Annotated in this window: 17 protein-coding genes; 11 read left to right on the forward strand and 6 right to left on the reverse strand. The window is 37.6% G+C overall.

Annotation, left to right across the window (positions count from 1 at the left end; translation table 11 throughout):
* Positions 1-22 precede the first annotated feature (22 nt).
* The 3 genes from QA584_RS13315 (at position 23) to QA584_RS13325 (ending at position 2,371) form a co-directional block, all read left to right on the forward strand.
* Positions 23-556 (forward strand): NUDIX hydrolase, encoded by a 534-nt coding sequence (locus QA584_RS13315; RefSeq protein ID WP_278274985.1) that lies wholly within the window; start codon positions 23-25, stop codon positions 554-556.
* A 181-nt stretch (positions 557-737) separates the two neighbouring features.
* Positions 738-1,343 carry a stage II sporulation protein M gene (locus QA584_RS13320; protein ID WP_278274986.1) on the forward strand — a complete coding sequence of 202 codons (606 nt, stop codon included), beginning with the start codon at positions 738-740 and terminating at the stop codon, positions 1,341-1,343.
* A gap of 143 nt (positions 1,344-1,486) precedes the next feature.
* Complete coding sequence (locus QA584_RS13325) at positions 1,487-2,371, forward strand: tyrosine recombinase (protein ID WP_278274987.1); 885 nt, start codon at positions 1,487-1,489, stop codon at positions 2,369-2,371.
* Positions 2,372-2,647: 276 nt separating this feature from the next.
* On the opposite strand, the gene QA584_RS13330 is transcribed toward QA584_RS13325, so the two are convergent.
* The 3 genes from QA584_RS13330 to QA584_RS13340 all read right to left on the reverse strand — a co-directional run bounded on the left by QA584_RS13330 (position 2,648) and on the right by QA584_RS13340 (position 4,443).
* Entirely contained in the window at positions 2,648-3,676 is a 1,029-nt protein-coding gene (locus QA584_RS13330) for a 3-deoxy-7-phosphoheptulonate synthase (protein WP_278274988.1), read from the reverse strand.
* A 75-nt stretch (positions 3,677-3,751) separates the two neighbouring features.
* Positions 3,752-4,207, reverse strand: coding sequence for a peptide deformylase (gene def, locus QA584_RS13335; RefSeq protein ID WP_278274989.1), 456 nt, complete (start codon positions 4,205-4,207; stop codon positions 3,752-3,754).
* Positions 4,198-4,443: a helix-turn-helix transcriptional regulator gene (locus tag QA584_RS13340; protein WP_278274990.1), complete on the reverse strand. Its 246-nt coding sequence runs from the start codon at positions 4,441-4,443 to the stop codon at positions 4,198-4,200. Before QA584_RS13340 ends, def begins: the two co-directional genes overlap by 10 nt.
* Before the next feature lie 331 nt (positions 4,444-4,774).
* Here QA584_RS13340 and QA584_RS13345 point away from each other — a divergent pair, with 331 nt between their 5' ends.
* Complete coding sequence (locus QA584_RS13345) at positions 4,775-5,455, forward strand: DUF1653 domain-containing protein (RefSeq protein WP_278274991.1); 681 nt, start codon at positions 4,775-4,777, stop codon at positions 5,453-5,455.
* A gap of 77 nt (positions 5,456-5,532) precedes the next feature.
* Here QA584_RS13345 and QA584_RS13350 read toward each other — a convergent pair whose 3' ends face one another.
* The 3 genes from QA584_RS13350 to QA584_RS13360 form a co-directional block, all read right to left on the reverse strand.
* Complete coding sequence (locus QA584_RS13350; RefSeq protein WP_278274992.1) at positions 5,533-6,315, reverse strand: hypothetical protein; 783 nt, start codon at positions 6,313-6,315, stop codon at positions 5,533-5,535.
* Positions 6,309-7,007, reverse strand: coding sequence for an ABC transporter ATP-binding protein (locus tag QA584_RS13355; RefSeq protein WP_278275169.1), 699 nt, complete (start codon positions 7,005-7,007; stop codon positions 6,309-6,311). Before QA584_RS13355 ends, QA584_RS13350 begins: the two co-directional genes overlap by 7 nt.
* A gap of 201 nt (positions 7,008-7,208) precedes the next feature.
* Positions 7,209-7,586, reverse strand: a complete 378-nt coding sequence (locus QA584_RS13360) for a GntR family transcriptional regulator (protein WP_278274993.1) — start codon at positions 7,584-7,586, stop codon at positions 7,209-7,211.
* Positions 7,587-7,881: 295 nt separating this feature from the next.
* Here QA584_RS13360 and QA584_RS13365 point away from each other — a divergent pair, with 295 nt between their 5' ends.
* From QA584_RS13365 to QA584_RS13395, 7 genes are all read left to right on the forward strand, one after another.
* Positions 7,882-8,556 carry a response regulator transcription factor gene (locus tag QA584_RS13365; protein WP_278274994.1) on the forward strand — a complete coding sequence of 225 codons (675 nt, stop codon included), beginning with the start codon at positions 7,882-7,884 and terminating at the stop codon, positions 8,554-8,556.
* A complete protein-coding gene (locus QA584_RS13370; protein ID WP_278274995.1) occupies positions 8,549-9,529 on the forward strand; it encodes a sensor histidine kinase in 981 nt (326 codons plus the stop codon). Before QA584_RS13365 ends, QA584_RS13370 begins: the two co-directional genes overlap by 8 nt.
* Before the next feature lie 144 nt (positions 9,530-9,673).
* Positions 9,674-10,441: an ABC transporter ATP-binding protein gene (locus QA584_RS13375; protein ID WP_278274996.1), complete on the forward strand. Its 768-nt coding sequence runs from the start codon at positions 9,674-9,676 to the stop codon at positions 10,439-10,441.
* The gene (locus QA584_RS13380) at positions 10,434-12,431 is read left to right on the forward strand and encodes an ABC transporter permease (protein WP_278274997.1); all 1,998 of its coding nucleotides are present in this window, start codon (positions 10,434-10,436) and stop codon (positions 12,429-12,431) included. Before QA584_RS13375 ends, QA584_RS13380 begins: the two co-directional genes overlap by 8 nt.
* A 321-nt stretch (positions 12,432-12,752) precedes the next feature.
* Complete coding sequence (locus QA584_RS13385; protein ID WP_278274998.1) at positions 12,753-13,586, forward strand: purine-nucleoside phosphorylase; 834 nt, start codon at positions 12,753-12,755, stop codon at positions 13,584-13,586.
* 285 nt (positions 13,587-13,871) lie between these two features.
* The gene (locus QA584_RS13390; RefSeq protein ID WP_278274999.1) at positions 13,872-14,573 is read left to right on the forward strand and encodes an ABC transporter ATP-binding protein; all 702 of its coding nucleotides are present in this window, start codon (positions 13,872-13,874) and stop codon (positions 14,571-14,573) included.
* A gap of 14 nt (positions 14,574-14,587) precedes the next feature.
* The gene (locus QA584_RS13395; RefSeq protein ID WP_278275000.1) at positions 14,588-17,980 is read left to right on the forward strand and encodes an FtsX-like permease family protein; all 3,393 of its coding nucleotides are present in this window, start codon (positions 14,588-14,590) and stop codon (positions 17,978-17,980) included.
* Positions 17,981-18,046 lie beyond the last annotated feature (66 nt).

The following is an 18,046-nucleotide window of genomic DNA, read 5'->3' on the forward strand; positions in this document are numbered from 1 at the left end:
AAAGGAAGCAAGGGGAGCTGTTATGAGTGAATATAAAAGAATCAATCGATCACTGGTACATAAAGGTCATATTATCGATCTATATACCGATACCATGGGTCTTCCAAACGGTAAAACCGCAGACTGGGACTTTATCAGCCATAAAGGTGCGGCAGCTATTATTCCGGTGGATAAAGACGGTAAGATTATTATGGTCCGGCAGTACCGGAATGCGATTGAAAAATATTCTCTTGAAATACCGGCAGGCGGACTTAATAAGAATGAAGATATGAGAACCTGTGCTGCCAGGGAACTAGAAGAGGAAACAGGTTATCGGTCTGAAAAAATAGAACATCTGCTGGATTTATATACTACAGTGGCTTTTTGTAATGAGAAGATTGGTATTTATTATACCAGTGATTTAATTCCCTCTAAGCAGAATCTGGATGAGGACGAATTTGTTACCATCGAGCGCTATTCCCTGGAGGAATTAGTGCAGATGATTTTAAACGGAACGATTGATGATGCAAAGACGATATCTGCTCTTTTAGCGTTTAAAACTAAAATGGGTTTATAAAAATACCTGGTTTAAATACTATGCTTAATAGGCTGTGTTTCGTTTTAATATTTTATATGAAATCCTTTGATAGTGCCGATATTTTATCTTATCGGCATTATTTTTGTGTTCAAAACATATGTTAGTGTAACAGTTAGTGAACAAGTCTACCTTTACTTAAAGTTAAACCGGAGGGATTTTTATGCGTTATCTACGATTACAGTTAAGAAAACTTGGAGAGTTAAAGCTCGGATTAATTATCTTGGGAGTCGGTGTTCTGCTAGGCTTTTTATTTGCCAGGTTATTTAAAGGCTTTTACTGGAATTCAATGGATTTAATTAATACAGATTATTTATATAGAATCAGAGATACGACAATTAATTATCCGGTACTTTTAAGGTATGTACTGTGGAATGTTTACCGGGATTTCGTCTTGTTCTGGGTTGTTTGTGCCACGGCTGTGGGCATACCTTATATGGCTTTGTGCATTGTATATAGTGGTTTTCAAGGTGGGTTTTTCCTAACGGTAATTTTAATGAAATATCACTTTAAAGGTATTTTGCTCATATTTGGTTATACCTTCCCTCATTATCTGCTTTACATACCAGTTGCTTTTATGTGTCTGAGGACAGGGTACTGGCTATGCAGGAGCATGTATTATGAAAAGACCGGAAAAAAGGGGAGAGCAGAGCGGATTGCTAAACAATTGCTGGTGATTACCGGTCTGGCTCTTATTCTACTGATTGGAGCCTTATTGGAAACGTATGTATCCTCCTTTATCTTGAGAAAAATACTGTTACTGTTCTAATTTCCAGAAATTTATATCAGAATTTTAAAATAGAGTTTGCATTTGTGATTGGTACAAACTATAATTATAGCAATAGGAAAAAATAATTTAATCAATACATAGAGATGGGGTTTATTTTGCAAAGATGAAGGAGATTGAGTTACATGAAGACGGCATTGCAGGATTTTATTACTTATATGTCGGAGGTAAAAAAGGCGTCCATTAATACGGTTATGTCATATCAGAATGATTTATTAAAACTGATAAGGCATTTGGATAACCAGAATATTACCGAGACAGGGAAGATAAGTGAAACAAGCTTAAATTCCTATATATTGAATATGGAACGAGAGGGTATGTCACCAGCTACGGTATCCAGAAATATTGCATCTATTAAGGCATTTATTTTATATCTGATTAAAAAAGGTCAATTAAAAGAGGATCCCACGGAACGGATGCATGCTCCGAAGGTAGAAAAGAAACCGCCCCATACGTTATCCTTAGATCAGGTAAACGGACTGCTGGAACAGCCGGATACGGATACGGTAAAAGGCTTACGGGATAAAGCCATGCTGGAACTGTTATACGCAACGGGTATCCGGGTTTCTGAACTGATTTCCATTAAGTTGGAAGATATTAATTTAAAAAACAGATTTTTAAGATGCTGCAACAGCAGCAAAGAGAGATTTATTCCATTTGGAAATATGGCAAAGCAGGCGCTGGAAATTTATATCCAAAAAGCCAGGACTGAACTTGTGGGCAAAATCAATACCAGCATCTGTTTTACCAATTTATCCGGAGAACCTATGAGCAGACAGGGTTTTTGGAAAATCATAAAAAGTTATGGTAAGACTGCAGGTATTGAAACTGATATTACACCTCAGATTTTAAGAAATTCCTTTGCTGTTCATATGATTGAAAACGGTGCAGATCTTCAAAGTATTCAGGAATTACTGGGGCATGCCGATGTAACGACTACCCAGGTCTATTTGCAGAACCGGAGCAAAAAGGTCAGGGATGTCTATGCTCAGGCCCATCCAAGAGCCTGACAGTATATATAGACATGACTATACAAAGACCATGACAGTACAAAGGCAGGACAGTACAAATTTTCAGAAACCCAAGGGGACGCCTGAAAAGAATATGGCAGCACTAAGAATTGAGGTCAAAATTTTGACAACATAAGAGTTTGAAGCCTTCTGGTTTCTGGCAGCATAAAGGGGTTATGGTATACTGGTTCTTGAGAACGGTTACCATAACCCTTAAATTTTAATAGCGCAGACTTTGCATGTGTCTATTGTGGCTATATTAAGTTATTGATTTATTTATATATGATCAGCAATGGTATAAATAAGTTTCTCGGATTCTTCCCAGCCCAGGCAGGCATCCGTAATGGATTTTCCGTAGATGTGTTCGGATACCTTTTGATTACCTGGCTCAATATAGCTTTCTATCATGACACCTTTTACTAATTTGGCAATCTCTGCATTAACCGAACGGCTGTGAAGTACTTCACGGACAATTCTTGGCTGTTCAGAATATAATTTATTGGAATTAGCATGATTGGCATCTATTATTGCAGCAGGATTAGCAAGGTCTCTCTGGTTGTACATATCAAGCAGTAATACCAAATCTTCATAATGATAATTCGGAATGGATTGACCGTGTTTATTCACTGCGCCTCTTAAAATCGTGTGCGCCAGAGGATTACCAGTAGTATGTACCTCATAAGCACGGTATAAGAAGGTGTGGCGGGCCTGGGCTGCCACACAGGAATTTAGCATAACTGAAAAATCACCGCTGGTAGGATTCTTCATACCGGCAGGGCAATCCATACCGCTGATGGTCAAACGATGCTGCTGATCCTCAACAGAACGGGCTCCAACGGCTACATAAGATAAGATATCTTCCACATATGGCCAATTTTCCGGGTAAAGCATTTCATCCGCTGCAGTCAGACCGGTTTCTGCTATGGCACGCAGATGCATCTTCCTCATGGCGATAAGACCTTCCTGTAAGTCCGGTTCCTTTTCCGGGTCGGGCTGATGAACGATACCTTTATAGCCTTCACCGGTGGTTCTTGGTTTATTGGTATAAATCCTTGGAATAATTATAATTTTATCTTTTACCTTATCCTGAACTTTGGCGAGCCGGTTGATATAATCGCAGACAGAGTCTTCGTTATCGGCGGAGCAGGGACCTATGATGACTAAAAATTTATCGGAATCGCCGGTAAAAACCTCTTTAATCTGCCTGTCTCTTTCTTTTTTTACCAAGGCATCTTTTTCCGGCATCGGATATAGATTGATTAATTCAGTGGGAGAGATAACCTTTTTTTCGAATATAAAACTCATGTCAATACTCCTTTCACTCTTTTGCTTTAGCATATTGAAATATTTTAAACTTTTTTGTCCTTTAAGTCAATCAAATTAAATCGAAATATACTCTGTAACAAAATCTGTAAATAATATACCATTTAAATGATCGATTTCATGGCAGAAGCATTTTGCCAGATCACCAATGCCGGTAAGAGTAATTTTTTCACCATTTTCATTCAAGGCCTGGATTTTTACCCTGGCAGGTCTTTGTAATTTACCCCAGGTATTTGGTATGCTCAAACAGCCCTCCACTACCGTCTGTATTCCTTCCTGCTCAATTATTTCGGGATTGATAAGCTTAAGCAGACCCTGCCCCATGTCAATGACAACCAGTCGTTTTAAGATACCTACCTGAGGTGCGGCTAGTCCGCCACCAATTTTGGAATGATACATCGTTTCGGCCATATCCTCCAATAAAAGTCTTATCTTATCATCAACCTGTACCACTGGCTTACTTGTTTTTCGTAATATGGGATCGTCCTTTAATCGAATCTGTCTTAATGCCATGCTAATTCACCTCTGCTTTGCTTTGATCTGGATTTGTGTTCGCTTTCCCCGAATATAAAAACCTCTTCAATGGTACTTTTAAAAACTTTGGAAATATCATAAGCCAGCCATATAGAAGGCTCAAACTTCTCAGTTTCAATAGCAATAATAGCCTGTCTCGATACTCCCACTAAAGCTCCTAACTGTCCCTGGGTTAAACCAAGGGCTTCCCTGAATTCCCGGATTCTGTTCTTCATACTGACCATACCTTTCTATTATCATTCATAAAACTATAATGTAATGTTAACCTTACTTGTAATATAACATTATGCAAATAAAGTGTCAAGTTAACCTTACCCAAAGATTAAGACTCTGTCCTGGTATCCTTTCACTATTTTTCTAATAACATGTAGGTTCTTGGTAGTTCTGGTTGAATATTTTGCTATTAAATTATATAATGAAGTATACGAAAGACTCTAGTGGGTAAATATTTAGCAGAAATAAAAATATTTAGAGCAGAATTCTAACCGTTAAATATTCATAGGATTATTGTAAGGACATATACCACCAGACAAGGGAGGATATAATTTGGATCAGAATAGAATACCAAAGCCAGGTCAGATATACAGACATTTTAAAAATAAATTGTATCAGATAATTACCGTAGCCACTCATTCAGAAACCAGAGAACAGATGGTTGTATATCAGGCATTGTACGGTAATTTTAAAACCTATGTCAGACCTCTTGATATGTTTTTGGAAGAAGTGGATACTGTTAAGTATCCGGAAGCCATGCAAAAATACAGGTTTGAACAGGTTGAACTTCGGGAAGATAAGAATAGTCCTCAGACAGGAAGTTTTGATGCAACTGAATATAAAGGGAAGGATAGGGAAGAGGAATCTAATACCCTGACAGATGTTCCTAAAGCACCAATACCAACCGTTGATATAATTAATTCCAAACATCCGGAACCAATGGCGGTTAGGTCAGAGGAAAACTTATCAGCTGATCTGACAGAGCAGTCGACACCAGAGGAAGAAAGCGGCAGTATCAATCCGGTATTGCTGGCATTCTTAGAAGCCGGCAGTTATGAAGAAAAGCTTGCAATTTTAATGCATAAAAAGAAATTTATCAATGATAAGATTTTAAATGATATGGCAGTTTCCATTGATTGTACTTTGGATGAGGGTGATATAGAAGAGAGGATTATGGAATTTGCTTTCTGTCTGCAGACCCATGCACGGTTTGAAAACAGACGTTTACGATAATTTATAAAATAAAGACTAAGAGAGTATGATAAATAATTTCATATCTTCTTAGTCTTTCTGATCTTATAGCACTCTATTTATTCTAAATTCAGCCGCTTACTAAGAATATGGTTTGTAGCTCCATAAAATACGACACAGCTGATTGCTAATAATAGTACCATTACAGGCAGCAGAATGACTAGACTGCCTTCAGAATATGGATCCGCCAGATTAATAAGAGCACTGAACCCTACAATGATTAACAAAATTATTTGGATTGCCGTATAGATGCCAATGTAAGCGATAAAGGAACCCACCAGCTTCCGGCCATTGAAAAGCTGTCCGATTGCTATCGATACATAAAACATTAATATATTGGCGATAAAACAGGTGATAATCAGGAGAATCATTTCGATGGTCAGTATAACAACACTGCCTCCAAAGGCATTTTGTAACTCACTAAAGCTCTCCCGTATATTCTGCAATACAAAGTCCATCCGTTCCGGAGTAGCAAATGCAATATAGGTAGATACGAATAGGGCAGCAAAACTGATAACGGTCCAGAATATAGCTATGATAAGTTTTGAGGTAATCAACTGGTTTACTTTAACTGGAAGGGTAAACATCAAATAACCTTCATCCGTCATAAGATTCTTATAAAACCTGGTTACCATTAACACGGTAGTTACTATCAGGATTGCAATATTAATAGTTATAAATCCGAGAGTCAGTATACTGGAAACAACTTTCATTATGATGCTATCAGTTAAAAAGTACAGCATGATCCGGTCTAATATAGTGATACAGAATAAAATTAAATACAGGGGAACTAACATCCTGGAAGTAGCTTTTAATTCATGTTTTAATAATCTGCTTAACATTTAAATACCTCCCTGAATAAAGAATCGATGGATTTACCTTCTTTGGTACGTACCTCATCTACCGGTGAATGCAGAGTGATTTTGCCGTCTTTGATAAATATTACTTCATCCAGTACATTCTCGATATCCGCGATAAGATGAGTGGAGATTAGGACTGTTGCATTCTCATTATAATTTGATATGATTGTATTTAGTATATAGTCTCTGGAGGCTGGGTCTACACCGCCTATAGGTTCATCTAGGCAATAAAGGTCCGCCTTTCTGCTCATGACTAGAATCAGCTGGACTTTTTCTTTCGTACCTTTTGACATGGCTTTAAGGCGTTTTTTCGAATCAATCTGAAGTCGGGAGAGCATATCATAAGCCTTACTTGAATCAAAATCTGCATAGAAATCCTGAAAGAATTGAATTGTTTCCTTTACAGTCATCCATTCGGCAAGATAAGTCCGTTCAGGAAGATAAGATATTATCTTTTTGCTTTCTGTTCCCGGAGTAAAACCTGCAATGGTAATTGATCCGGAATCCGGCACTAAAAGACCGTTAATTAATTTTAGTAAAGTTGTTTTTCCGCTTCCATTTGGACCTAGAAGACCTACAATACGTCCTCGTTCCAAAGTAAGGCTGACTTCATTAAGGGCATAAAAGTCGGAATATTTCTTGATTATTGTGTTACATTCCAATAGGGTATTCATATTTTTTACCGTAAGTATCATACCGCTCATACCGCCGACAGTATGATACTGCCATTATAATTGAAAGAAGGTTTAATGGCATTCCTTTCCTTATATTTTCTTTCAATTTCTATTTATATAGGAAATCAAAGTGTTTAAATAAAAAATTATTAAAGTTAGTTTTCAAATAGTTTATAACTAAAATTTCTTTACTAATGTTTACTATGGATTTTTTTCGGTATCCTTAACAGTCTCTGTGATTAATGTAAGTATGTCTTTCGTATCAAACCCTAACTGTTTCATCCTTTCCAGAAAATCCAGTATCTGCTGCTTGGCCGACTGGCTTTTGAGTTTTTTTATCATGAGTTCGTCGGAGGTTATATATTTTCCGCTGGTTCTATTGGTGTAGATTAGTTCGGTCCGCTCAAGTTCTGTCAATGCTTTTTGCATGGTATTTGGATTTACAGCAGCTTCGGAAGCTAAATCCCTGACAGAAGGAAGCTTATCACCTGGTTTAAAGTAACCCGAGATGATTCCTGCCTGTATCTGCTCGATGAGTTGGATATAAACAGGACGTTCTGAATTAATATCCCATTGCATGTTACTGCTCCTTTCTTGATAGTAATTGTATTACTGTATTAACTGCTTAATACAATAATACATCAAGTGTATATTATTGTCAATTACAATCATAAAGATTTTATAAAATATTTTCATTATATATATTTTCCAGGGGAATGGAAAAGGGCTGTTTGCAGTACAGCTGAGTCAAAGCTACGTTTTAATTTATAGGGTCAGCAGTAAGACTGGCAATCTGCAATTTTTTATTTGATATTATGGGATATTGTGGTTATAATTCAGTATAGAAAAGATAATTGATTGCCTGGAGGTTACTATGTATCAAATATTAATCGTAGAGGATGATATCACGATTGCCTCTCTTTTAAATGAAAATATAAAAAAGTGGGGGTTTGATTCCAGTTATGTTTCGGATTTTAATCATATATTGGAGGAATACCAGACAAAAAAGCCCCATCTGATCCTCTTGGATATATCGTTACCCTTTTATAATGGCTATTACTGGTGCAGCGAGCTAAGAAAGATATCTAACGTCCCTATTATATTTTTGTCTTCCCACTCTGAGAATCTGGATATCGTTATGGCTATGAATATGGGAGGGGATGATTACATCACAAAGCCGTTTTCACTTGACATAGTAATCGCCAAAATACAAGCGGTCTTAAGAAGAACCTATGCTTATTATCAGGAACTACATACCCTGGAAGTAAATGGTGTACTGCTTAACTTAAACGATACCTCCTTAAGCTACCAAAATACAAAGATCGAACTTACAAAAAATGAGTTTAAAATTATCAGGCTCCTGATGGAAAAAAAGAATGAAATCGTGTCCCGGGAAGAAATTATGAAAAGTTTATGGGACAGTGACAGTTTTATTGATGACAATACCCTGACGGTTAATGTGAACCGTCTTAGAAAAAAGCTGGAGGATAAAGGGCTTTTCGATTTTATCCTTACAAAAAAGGGAATGGGGTATCTAGTTCATGATTAAGAGATATGTCAAGTACAGAAAATCATACTTTTTCTTATTTCTGAGTGTTGTTATCTTTTTCCCTTTTATCCACTTTTTGTACCGGTTTCCAATGGAATCCATTATTTACAGCTGTATCATATTTACTTTCTTTTTTCTGGTATGGCTTTTCATAGATGGATATTATTACCGTAGTAAAATCCATAGGTTAGACCTTCTGGTTGATGAGTTAACCGGTAATAATCAGGACATGCCCCTGGCAGAGAATATGATTGAGGAAAAATATCAGATCATGATTGAAACTCTTTACCAATTATTAAAAGATAATGCTCTTGGGATGGAGAATGCTCACTCAGAACAGATGGAATATTATACCATGTGGGTGCATCAGATTAAAACCCCCATTTCAGCCATGCGATTAGCATTGCAAAGCAGGGAAATAGCTGATACTAATATTATTGATCAGGAGTTATTTAAAATCGAACAATATGTAGAAATGGCCCTGCAGTATATAAAAATAGGACAGCTTTCTTCTGATTTGGTTATCAGAGAATATCCCCTAAAAGATATCGTATATGCCAGTGTTAAAAAGTATGCCACTTTATTTATCTATAAAAAGCTGTCCATTGACATTGGGGATTGCTGCGTTAAGGTTTTAACCGACAGTAAATGGCTTTCTTTTATTCTTGAACAATTATTATCCAACGCTGTAAAATATACGAACCTTGGTGGAGTTCGCATCTATCTTAAGGAGGATGCCTTGGTTATTGAGGATACGGGAATTGGTATTCGGGCAGAGGATATGGAACGGATCTTTGAAAAAGGGTACACCGGATATAATGGAAGACTGGACAAAAAGGCTAGTGGAATTGGATTGTACCTGGTAAAAAAGGTTGCGGATTCTCTGTCCTTAAAGGTCTCCGTCAGTTCAGAGACAGGAGTGGGTACGATTGTAGTATTAACATTTCCTAAGAGGGATATGTTCTTAGAATAATGCAATGTGACATTATTGTAAGTTTAAAAAGGTAAAATGTAATGTAGTTCTATGGCAGGGCATTCCAGTTTTTTTTATAATGCTGTTATGTGTTTTAGGATTTTAAAATGGAATGGTATTATAAAAGAAAGGAAGGATATACCGATGGAATTATTACAAGTTAAAAATTTGAAAAAAGTATACAATACCCGCTTGGGAGGGCAGCAGTTTACTGCATTAAAAAGTGTTTCCTTTGAAATTTCAAAAGGAGAATTTGTCGCAATTATGGGAGCGTCGGGCTCCGGCAAAACAACATTATTAAATATTATTGCCTCCCTTGATAAGGCAACGGGAGGAGACATTATATTAGAAGGTAAAAGTTTAAAAGAAATCAAGGATAGGGAATTATCCGCCTTCAGAAGGAAAAATCTTGGCTTTGTATTTCAGGATTTCAACCTGTTAGATACGTTTTCCGTTAAGGATAATATTTTACTGCCTCTGGTCTTATCCGGTGAGAATATTGATACAATGGAAAACAAATTAAAACCCTTAGCTCTGCGGCTTGGACTTGAGCACCTGCTTCATAAATTTCCTTATGAAGTATCCGGTGGTGAAAAGCAGAGAACTGCTATGGCAAGAGCAGTTATAACAGAGCCAAAACTAATTCTTGCAGATGAACCTACCGGTGCATTGGACTCGAAAGCCTCTGCCAAGGTGTTAAGCTTGTTTGAAGAACTGCATCAGAATGGTCAGACCATAATGATGGTGACTCACAGCTCCATGGCTGCCAGCCATGCCTCCAGAGTATTATTTATTAAAGATGGGGAATTGTTCAGCCAGTTGTACCGCGGCAAGGATACCAATAGGGAATTCTTTGATAAAATTGTATCCAATCTCTCTGTCTTATCAGAGGGAGGTGTTGACATTGGATAAGAATTTCTTTTTTCAAATGGCACTTACAAATATAAAGAGAGATAAAAGAATGTATCTGCCCTTTGGCATTGCTTCTACGGCTTTTGTAAGTATTTATTTTATGGTGGTTACCATTATGTATTCCAAAGGGATTGCAGATGTTCCGGCAGGCCGAAATCTGCAGATGATGTTTAGTATCGGTATGGTAATCATGAATGTGATGACCGTGATTTTTATGCTGTATATTAACAGTTTTTTGATTAAACGCCGAAAAAAAGAATTTGGTCTATACGGCATACTGGGATTGGAAAAGCGTCATGTAGGTAAGGTTATTTTATGGGAGAATTTCATAATCAGTATGGGTTCTGTCATACTGGGAATCCTATTTGGTATTATCTTTGGCAAATTAATTTTTCTTATTATTTTTTATTCCCTGAAAGTATCTGCCCACAGCAGATTTATTTTACCCCCCAAAGCATTTGCTTACACGGTTATGTTATTTTTGGGTATATTTATTGTGACTTCCATTTTTAATCTGCTGCAGGTAAGCCTGGCTAATCCCATAGATTTATTAAAAGGGGACCGTATGGGCGAAAAAAAAGCGAGGTTCATTCTGGCAAAAACCTTCCTGGGAACCGTTTTACTGGGGTGGGCTTATTATTCGGCGGCAACAGTCAATAGTGCTTTAACAGCGCTGGTGCAGTTTATGTTAGCCGTATTGGCTGTAATAGCAGCAACCTTTTTACTTTTTGAAGCGGGAAGTTTAGTTATTTTAACTATATTAAAGAATAAAAAAAAGATATATTATAAGTCAAATAATTTCATTGCCATATCAGGATTGTTTCACCGTATGAAGCAGAATGCAGCGGGACTCGCATCAATTTGCATTTTAGCTACCATGGTTTTAGTAACGGTATCTACTTGTACGGCTCTTTACTTAGGTCAGGAGGATATGTTAAAACAATTAAATCCCAATGATATGGAAATACAGATGAGAGGTGAGGTAACCCCAGGTCAGGAAAAACAACTTAATGAGTTGATTACCAAGCTGACAGATCAGAATAAGGTTACTATTACGAATGACTACAGTTATGATTCCATAATTACCTCTCTGCTGCTTAAAGACGGAACTTTCCTGCCTGTTAAGCCCAAAGATATAAATTCTGGTTCCACTGAAATCATCGAACATATGCGCAGTATTAAGGTTATAACCCTAAAGGAGTATAATGAAATCTGTGGCAGGGAAGAAATCCTTCAAAAGAATGAAATCCTGGTGCTGACAGGTCATGAACCAAACAAAGAACACATTAATACTGTAATAGCCGGGAGATACAAAGTGAAAGCCCTGGTGCCGGATACGAGGTTTGTTGCAGGTAAAAACAGTGAAGAAGATTCTACTTATTTTTTCGTTGTATCAGATAAGGAGGAGGGATTTAAACTTCTTGATTTATTAAATGCTGATAAGAATCAGACTGAAAACAAGCGGATAAAAGTACTCAGCCTGGAGGGGAATAAGAGTGACCTGACGGTTTATGCCAAGGACATAAGAGTAGAAAGCCTTAAAATTAAAAATGTAATCGGCTTTCAATCCATATATACCTCAAGAGAAGAAGGGTATGGAATATATGGCGGACTCCTTTTCCTTGGAATCTTTTTTACGGTTTTATTTTTAGTGGCTACGGTGTTAATTATATATTTTAAACAAATTTCAGAAGGTTATGATGATAAGGAACGATTTATAATTTTACAGAAAGTCGGAATGGATGACCTAGAAGTGAAGCGGACCATTAATAAGCAGATATTAATTGTGTTTTTCCTGCCGCTTTTTGGCGCACTACTTCATGTAACGATGGCCAGACACATGATAATAAAGCTTTTGCAGGCATTCTACTTATATAATACTATGTTAACAACCCTTTGTTTGGCTGTTACCTGCCTGATCTTTATACTGGCTTATATCCTTGTCTATGGGATAACAGCAAAAACTTATTATAAAATTGTTAAATGGTAACCTGTTTTTATGAGTTGATGAAAATTACCTTATGCTGTATAACGCCTTAAATATGATTGCCTAGAACACTCCATAGGTTCAGATTATTATGTCTTTAATCCCGTTAGCACTTATTAAATAAATAAGCATATGATACTTTGAATGCACTAATACGATGATGATTAACAGGAGCTGATTGAATTTAAAACTCCCTCTGCAAAACAAAACGTTCAAGGGAGGGAGTGAGAAATACGCTTTTTCTCACTCTGATTTGAGGCAGTAAACCGTCTGTGGCAGATGATTTAAGATATGGAACTAATTTGAATAAAAGAGGAGATTAACATGAATCCAGTTTATGATAAGCTAAGCAGGTGTTATGAAAGTTTTAAGGAAAAGATTAATTTTAAACCAAAGATTGCCCTGGTATTAGGGTCCGGACTGGGAGATTATGCGGACAGCATTCAGATCACAGCGGTGCTGGATTACAGCGAAATTGAAGGTTTTCCGGTTTCTACAGTAACAGGCCATAAGGGAAGATTTGTATTTGGATATATAGACAGGGTGCCGGTAGTGATTATGCAGGGAAGGATTCATTATTATGAAGGATACCAGATTTCAGAGGTGGTACTGCCTATAAGACTTATGAAGCTAATGGGGGCAGAGGTTTTATTTCTGACTAATGCGGCCGGAGGTGTCAATTATTTTTATAAAAGCGGTGATTTCATGATGATTACCGACCATATATCAAATTTTGTACCATCACCGTTAATTGGGGAGAATATGGAGGAGTTAGGATTACGTTTTCCGGATATGAGCCATGTTTATGATCTTAGGTTACAAGATATTATCCGCAGTACTGCAGAAAATTTAAATATACCTCTTCAGGAAGGTATTTATCTTCAACTGACCGGACCGAATTATGAAACACCCCATGAGGTGAAAATGTGCAGAATCTTAGGAGCCGATGCAGTTGGAATGAGTACGGCCTGTGAAGCAGTGGCTGCTAATCATATGGGTATGAAAATCTGCGGAATTTCCTGTATATCCAATCTGTGTGCCGGTATGACGGAACAAACCCTGACCCATGAGGAAGTACAGGCAACAGCTGAGTGTGTTTCACCTTTATTTAAAGTACTCATTACAGAAACAATTATTAATATTGGAAAAGACCTGTAATAAATCGTAAGGCTGCTGCAGATTCCCATATAGTTAAACTTGGGAAATAAATTATGCGCAGCCTTTTTCGTATATTTTATAGACTTGATGTGTCAATTTGTATTGTTTCAGTTTACCATAGATTCTTCTAAAAAATTCCAAAGAATAGAAAACCTGTCATAATAAAAATTTTAGAATTTTTCTCAAAATTTAACATTACTTTGTATAGTAATCAAAATTTATACGTAGTATAATTCTATCCAAAGAATCAGAGGAAGAACAGTGTAGAAGAGGAGTAGTTTTGGCATGTCATTTGTAGAATTAGCAGATGTAAAAAAGACCTACCGTATGGGGGAAGTTACCATTCATGCGGTTGACGGAATTGAATTTCAGATTGAAAAAGGAGAGTTTGTAGTAATAGTCGGTCCCAGCGGAGCAGGTAAAACAACGGTACTTAATATTCTTGGGGGAATGGATACCAGCAGTGAAGGACATATTGTGGTTGACGGGGTTGATATCAGTAACTTTAATGCAAAACAACTGACCCAGTATCGAAGGGAAGACATTGGATTTGTCTTTCAATTCTATAATCTTGTCCAAAACCTGACTGCGTTGGAGAATGTAGAGCTTGCACTGCAAATCTGCAAAGAACCCCTGAGTGCTGAAAACGTGTTAAACCAGGTTGGACTTGGTGACAGACTTAAGAATTTTCCTGCCCAGTTATCCGGAGGAGAACAGCAAAGAGTATCCATTGCAAGGGCTCTTGCGAAAAATCCTAAACTCCTGCTGTGTGACGAACCCACAGGGGCACTAGACTATAACACCGGAAAGGCAATTCTTAAACTGCTCCAGGATACCTGCAGGGAAAGCGGTATGACTGTAATCGTAATCACCCATAACTCAGCGATTGCTCCCATGGCTGACCGTGTAATAAAAATCAAAAATGGAAAAGTTAGTAAGGTAATGATAAATGATAATCCGGTTTCTGTAGAAACAATTGAGTGGTAATAATAGGAGTTGTGATGAAAAAGAAAGCTTTAGTACAGGATTTTAAAATTGAAGTTAAGAAAAGCATCGCCAGATTTCTGTCCATTTTATTGATTGTCGCCCTTGGAGTCGCCTTTTACTCCGGTATCCGGGCTTCGAAACCGGATATGAAGTTATCTGCCGACAAATATTACGACGACACCGGTATGATGGATGTCCGGGTTATCAGTACCATGGGCTTAACAGCGGATGATGCAGCGGCAATTGGCAGGGTTAAGGGCATTGAGGATACCGAACCCGCTTATTCTGTTGATGTTTTGTGTACTACAAAAGATGCGGAATTGGTTATAAAGGTAATGTCCTTAACAGAAAGGTTAAACAAAATCAACGTAATTAACGGCAGGCTTCCCAAAGAAACAGATGAATGCCTGGTTGATCCGCAGTTTCTTGAGGATACCGGATATAAAATCGGTGATACGATAGAATTTTGCTCCGGAACAAAGGAGGAACTTGATAAAAGTCTTAACGTCAGTAAATTCACAATTGTTGGCGTAGGTAATTCATCCAGTTATTTATCCTTTGAACGTGGTAACAGTTCAATTGGGAACGGCAAAATCAACAGCTTTATCCTAGTGCCAGGCGCAGCATTTTCCATGGAGGCATATACAGAAATCTATGCGTCTGTTCAAGGTGCCAGGGAGTTGACCAGCTATACCGATGAATATGAGGATACCGTATCCGCGGTGGTTGATAATGTTAAGGCGATTGCGGATATACGGACGAAAGCAAGATATGACGAGATTTTAAAGGATCCTCAGAAAGAAATTGAGGATGCCAAAGCAAAACTGGCGGAGAGTGAAGCTGACACCGATAAAAAACTGACAGATGCTGCAAAGAAAATTGAAGATGGCAAAAATAAAATAAAAGATGGTGAAAGTAAACTTGCTGATGGGAAAGAAGAGTTAGAAAACGGTAAGGTCGAACTAACCAAAAATAAAGAGAAATTAAGGACCTCAGAAGCTGATCTTAAGACCGGGGAAGAAAAGCTGAATACCTCAGAAGCTGAATTAAACAGCGGCAGAGAGGAACTTATCAATAGACGCCAGGAATATAATACAGGTGCGGCTTCCCTTGCCTCAGGTTATAAAGAATGGAAGACATCCATGGACAGCTGGAATACCGGTAATAATGAACTTGTGAAAAATGAAACGGCATTAACTAAGGCTCTTGCTGATCTTAAGCAGCAAAAAGCAGCTTTGGAACCGGTAAAAGACTCACAGCCACAACAATGGCAGCAGCTTCTTGCTACCGAGGAAAGTCTGTTAAAACAGCAGGGGGAATTACAAACCGGCAGAGTGAAACTGGATAATTCAAAAAAAGAACTGGATGCCGCCAAAACTACTCTGGATCAAAAGCAGAAACAGTTAAATGCGGCTGACAAAGCGTTAACCAAAGAAGAGCAGAAAGTTAAAACAGCGGAGTCTACAATAGTAGAAAAACGCAAAGAAATCGAAAAAGGCAAAAAAGAACTTGCTTCGGGTTGGAAGGAAATTAGTAAGGCAGAAAAAGAAATAGAAAAAAATGAAACACTGTTGAAAGACAAGGAGAAAGAATTAAACAAAGCGAAAACTACTCTTAAGGAGAAAGAAAATGATTATAAGGAAGGCGTTAAGACAGCGAACAAGGAAATAGCCGAGGCAAAACAAAAGATAAAGGATGCGGAGGATAAATTAGCAGATGTGGATTATCCGAAATGGTATGTACTTGACCGTAACAGTATCCAGACCTATGTTGAGTACGGTCAGGATTCAGAACGCATCGGTAATATCGGTAAAGTATTTCCGGTTATTTTCTTTCTCGTAGCAGCATTGGTAAGTCTGACTACCATGACCCGTATGGTGGAAGAACAAAGAACACAGATTGGTACTTTAAAAGCACTTGGTTACAGTAAAAGGGCTATCGCCGGAAAATATATCTGGTACTCCCTCCTGGCAAGCTTAATTGGCAGTATTATCGGAGTTTTAATCGGAGAACAGATACTGCCTAAAGTAATTATAACTGCTTATGCTATACTGTATAAAAGTCTTCCTAAGGTACTGACTCCGTATAACATATATTATGGTGCTACCTCTGCCCTTATTGCGGTAGCTTGTACCACTTTAGCAGCTTTCTTCTCCTGTTATAAGGAGCTTATGTCAACACCGGCAAAATTAATGAGACCGGCGGCGCCAAAACTTGGGAAACGGGTTATTTTAGAAAGGATTCCCTGGGTTTGGAAACACCTTAATTTTACATCAAAGGCAACTGTCCGAAACCTGCTGCGTTATAAAAAACGTTTCTTTATGACAGTATTTGGAATTGGGGGCTGTATGTCATTATTATTGGTAGGCTTTGGTTTAAAGGACTCCATCGGTGCCATGTCTGATATCCAGTATGTTGATATCTGGCATCAGGATGCTATCGTAACGGTTAAGGAGGATATTACCGATAAGGAAAAAGATGAGCTTCTTTGGGACTTAAAGAAAGATAGCAGAATAGCTGATGCAGCTACTGTCCTCGATATAACAGTAGATGCAGGTAATGATAAATTAACTAAAAGTACTTCTCTTATTGTACCAAAGGATACCAAAACCATTGCGGATTATATTGTATTCCGTAACCGTATCAGCCATAAACCAGCAGTACTAAAGGAGGATGGCATCATTATAACGGAAAAGCTGGCTAGTTTGCTAAACCTTTCCGTAGGAGATACTATTTTAATCAAAGACGGAGATACCAAACGGGTTGAGGCCAAAGTAACGGATATTGTGGAAAACTATCTGCTTCATTATATTTTCATGACTCCGGGCTTATATGAAAAATTGTATGGTAAAGCACCGGATTATAACAGGATTTATCTTAAACAGTCGGATACTATCAGTATCGATGAAAAAAACTTTGCTTCGGATTTATTAAATTATAATAATGTTACAGCAATATCTTTTACCTCAGATTTCCAAAAGCAAATCAATGACATGTTAAACAGCTTAAACCTTGTAGTCTATGTTCTGATCATAGCAGCGGGATTGTTGGCTTTCATTGTACTATATAATTTGAATAATATTAATATCACAGAGCGGAAAAGAGAACTCGCTACCTTAAAAGTATTAGGTTTTCAGGATATGGAAGTTGCAGCTTATGTTTACCGCGAAAATATTATGCTGACTGTAATCGGTGCTCTGGCCGGGATTATTATGGGTATTGCGCTGCATCGGCTGGTTATACTTACTACGGAGATAGATAATATTATGTTTGGAAGAACCATCAAATCTATCAGCTTTGTATACAGCATCCTTCTGACCTTTGGATTTTCTGTTTTTGTTAACTATGTCATGTTTTATAAATTGCGTAAAATTGATATGGTGGAATCTTTAAAGAGTGTGGAATAAAGTGATACACGGTCTGCATCAGATAAAGCATAGGAACTTTGAAGCTTTAATAGAATATAGTAAACG

Source organism: Anaerocolumna sp. AGMB13025, from assembly GCF_029689925.1.
In the GTDB taxonomy this organism is placed as follows: domain Bacteria; phylum Bacillota; class Clostridia; order Lachnospirales; family Lachnospiraceae; genus Anaerocolumna.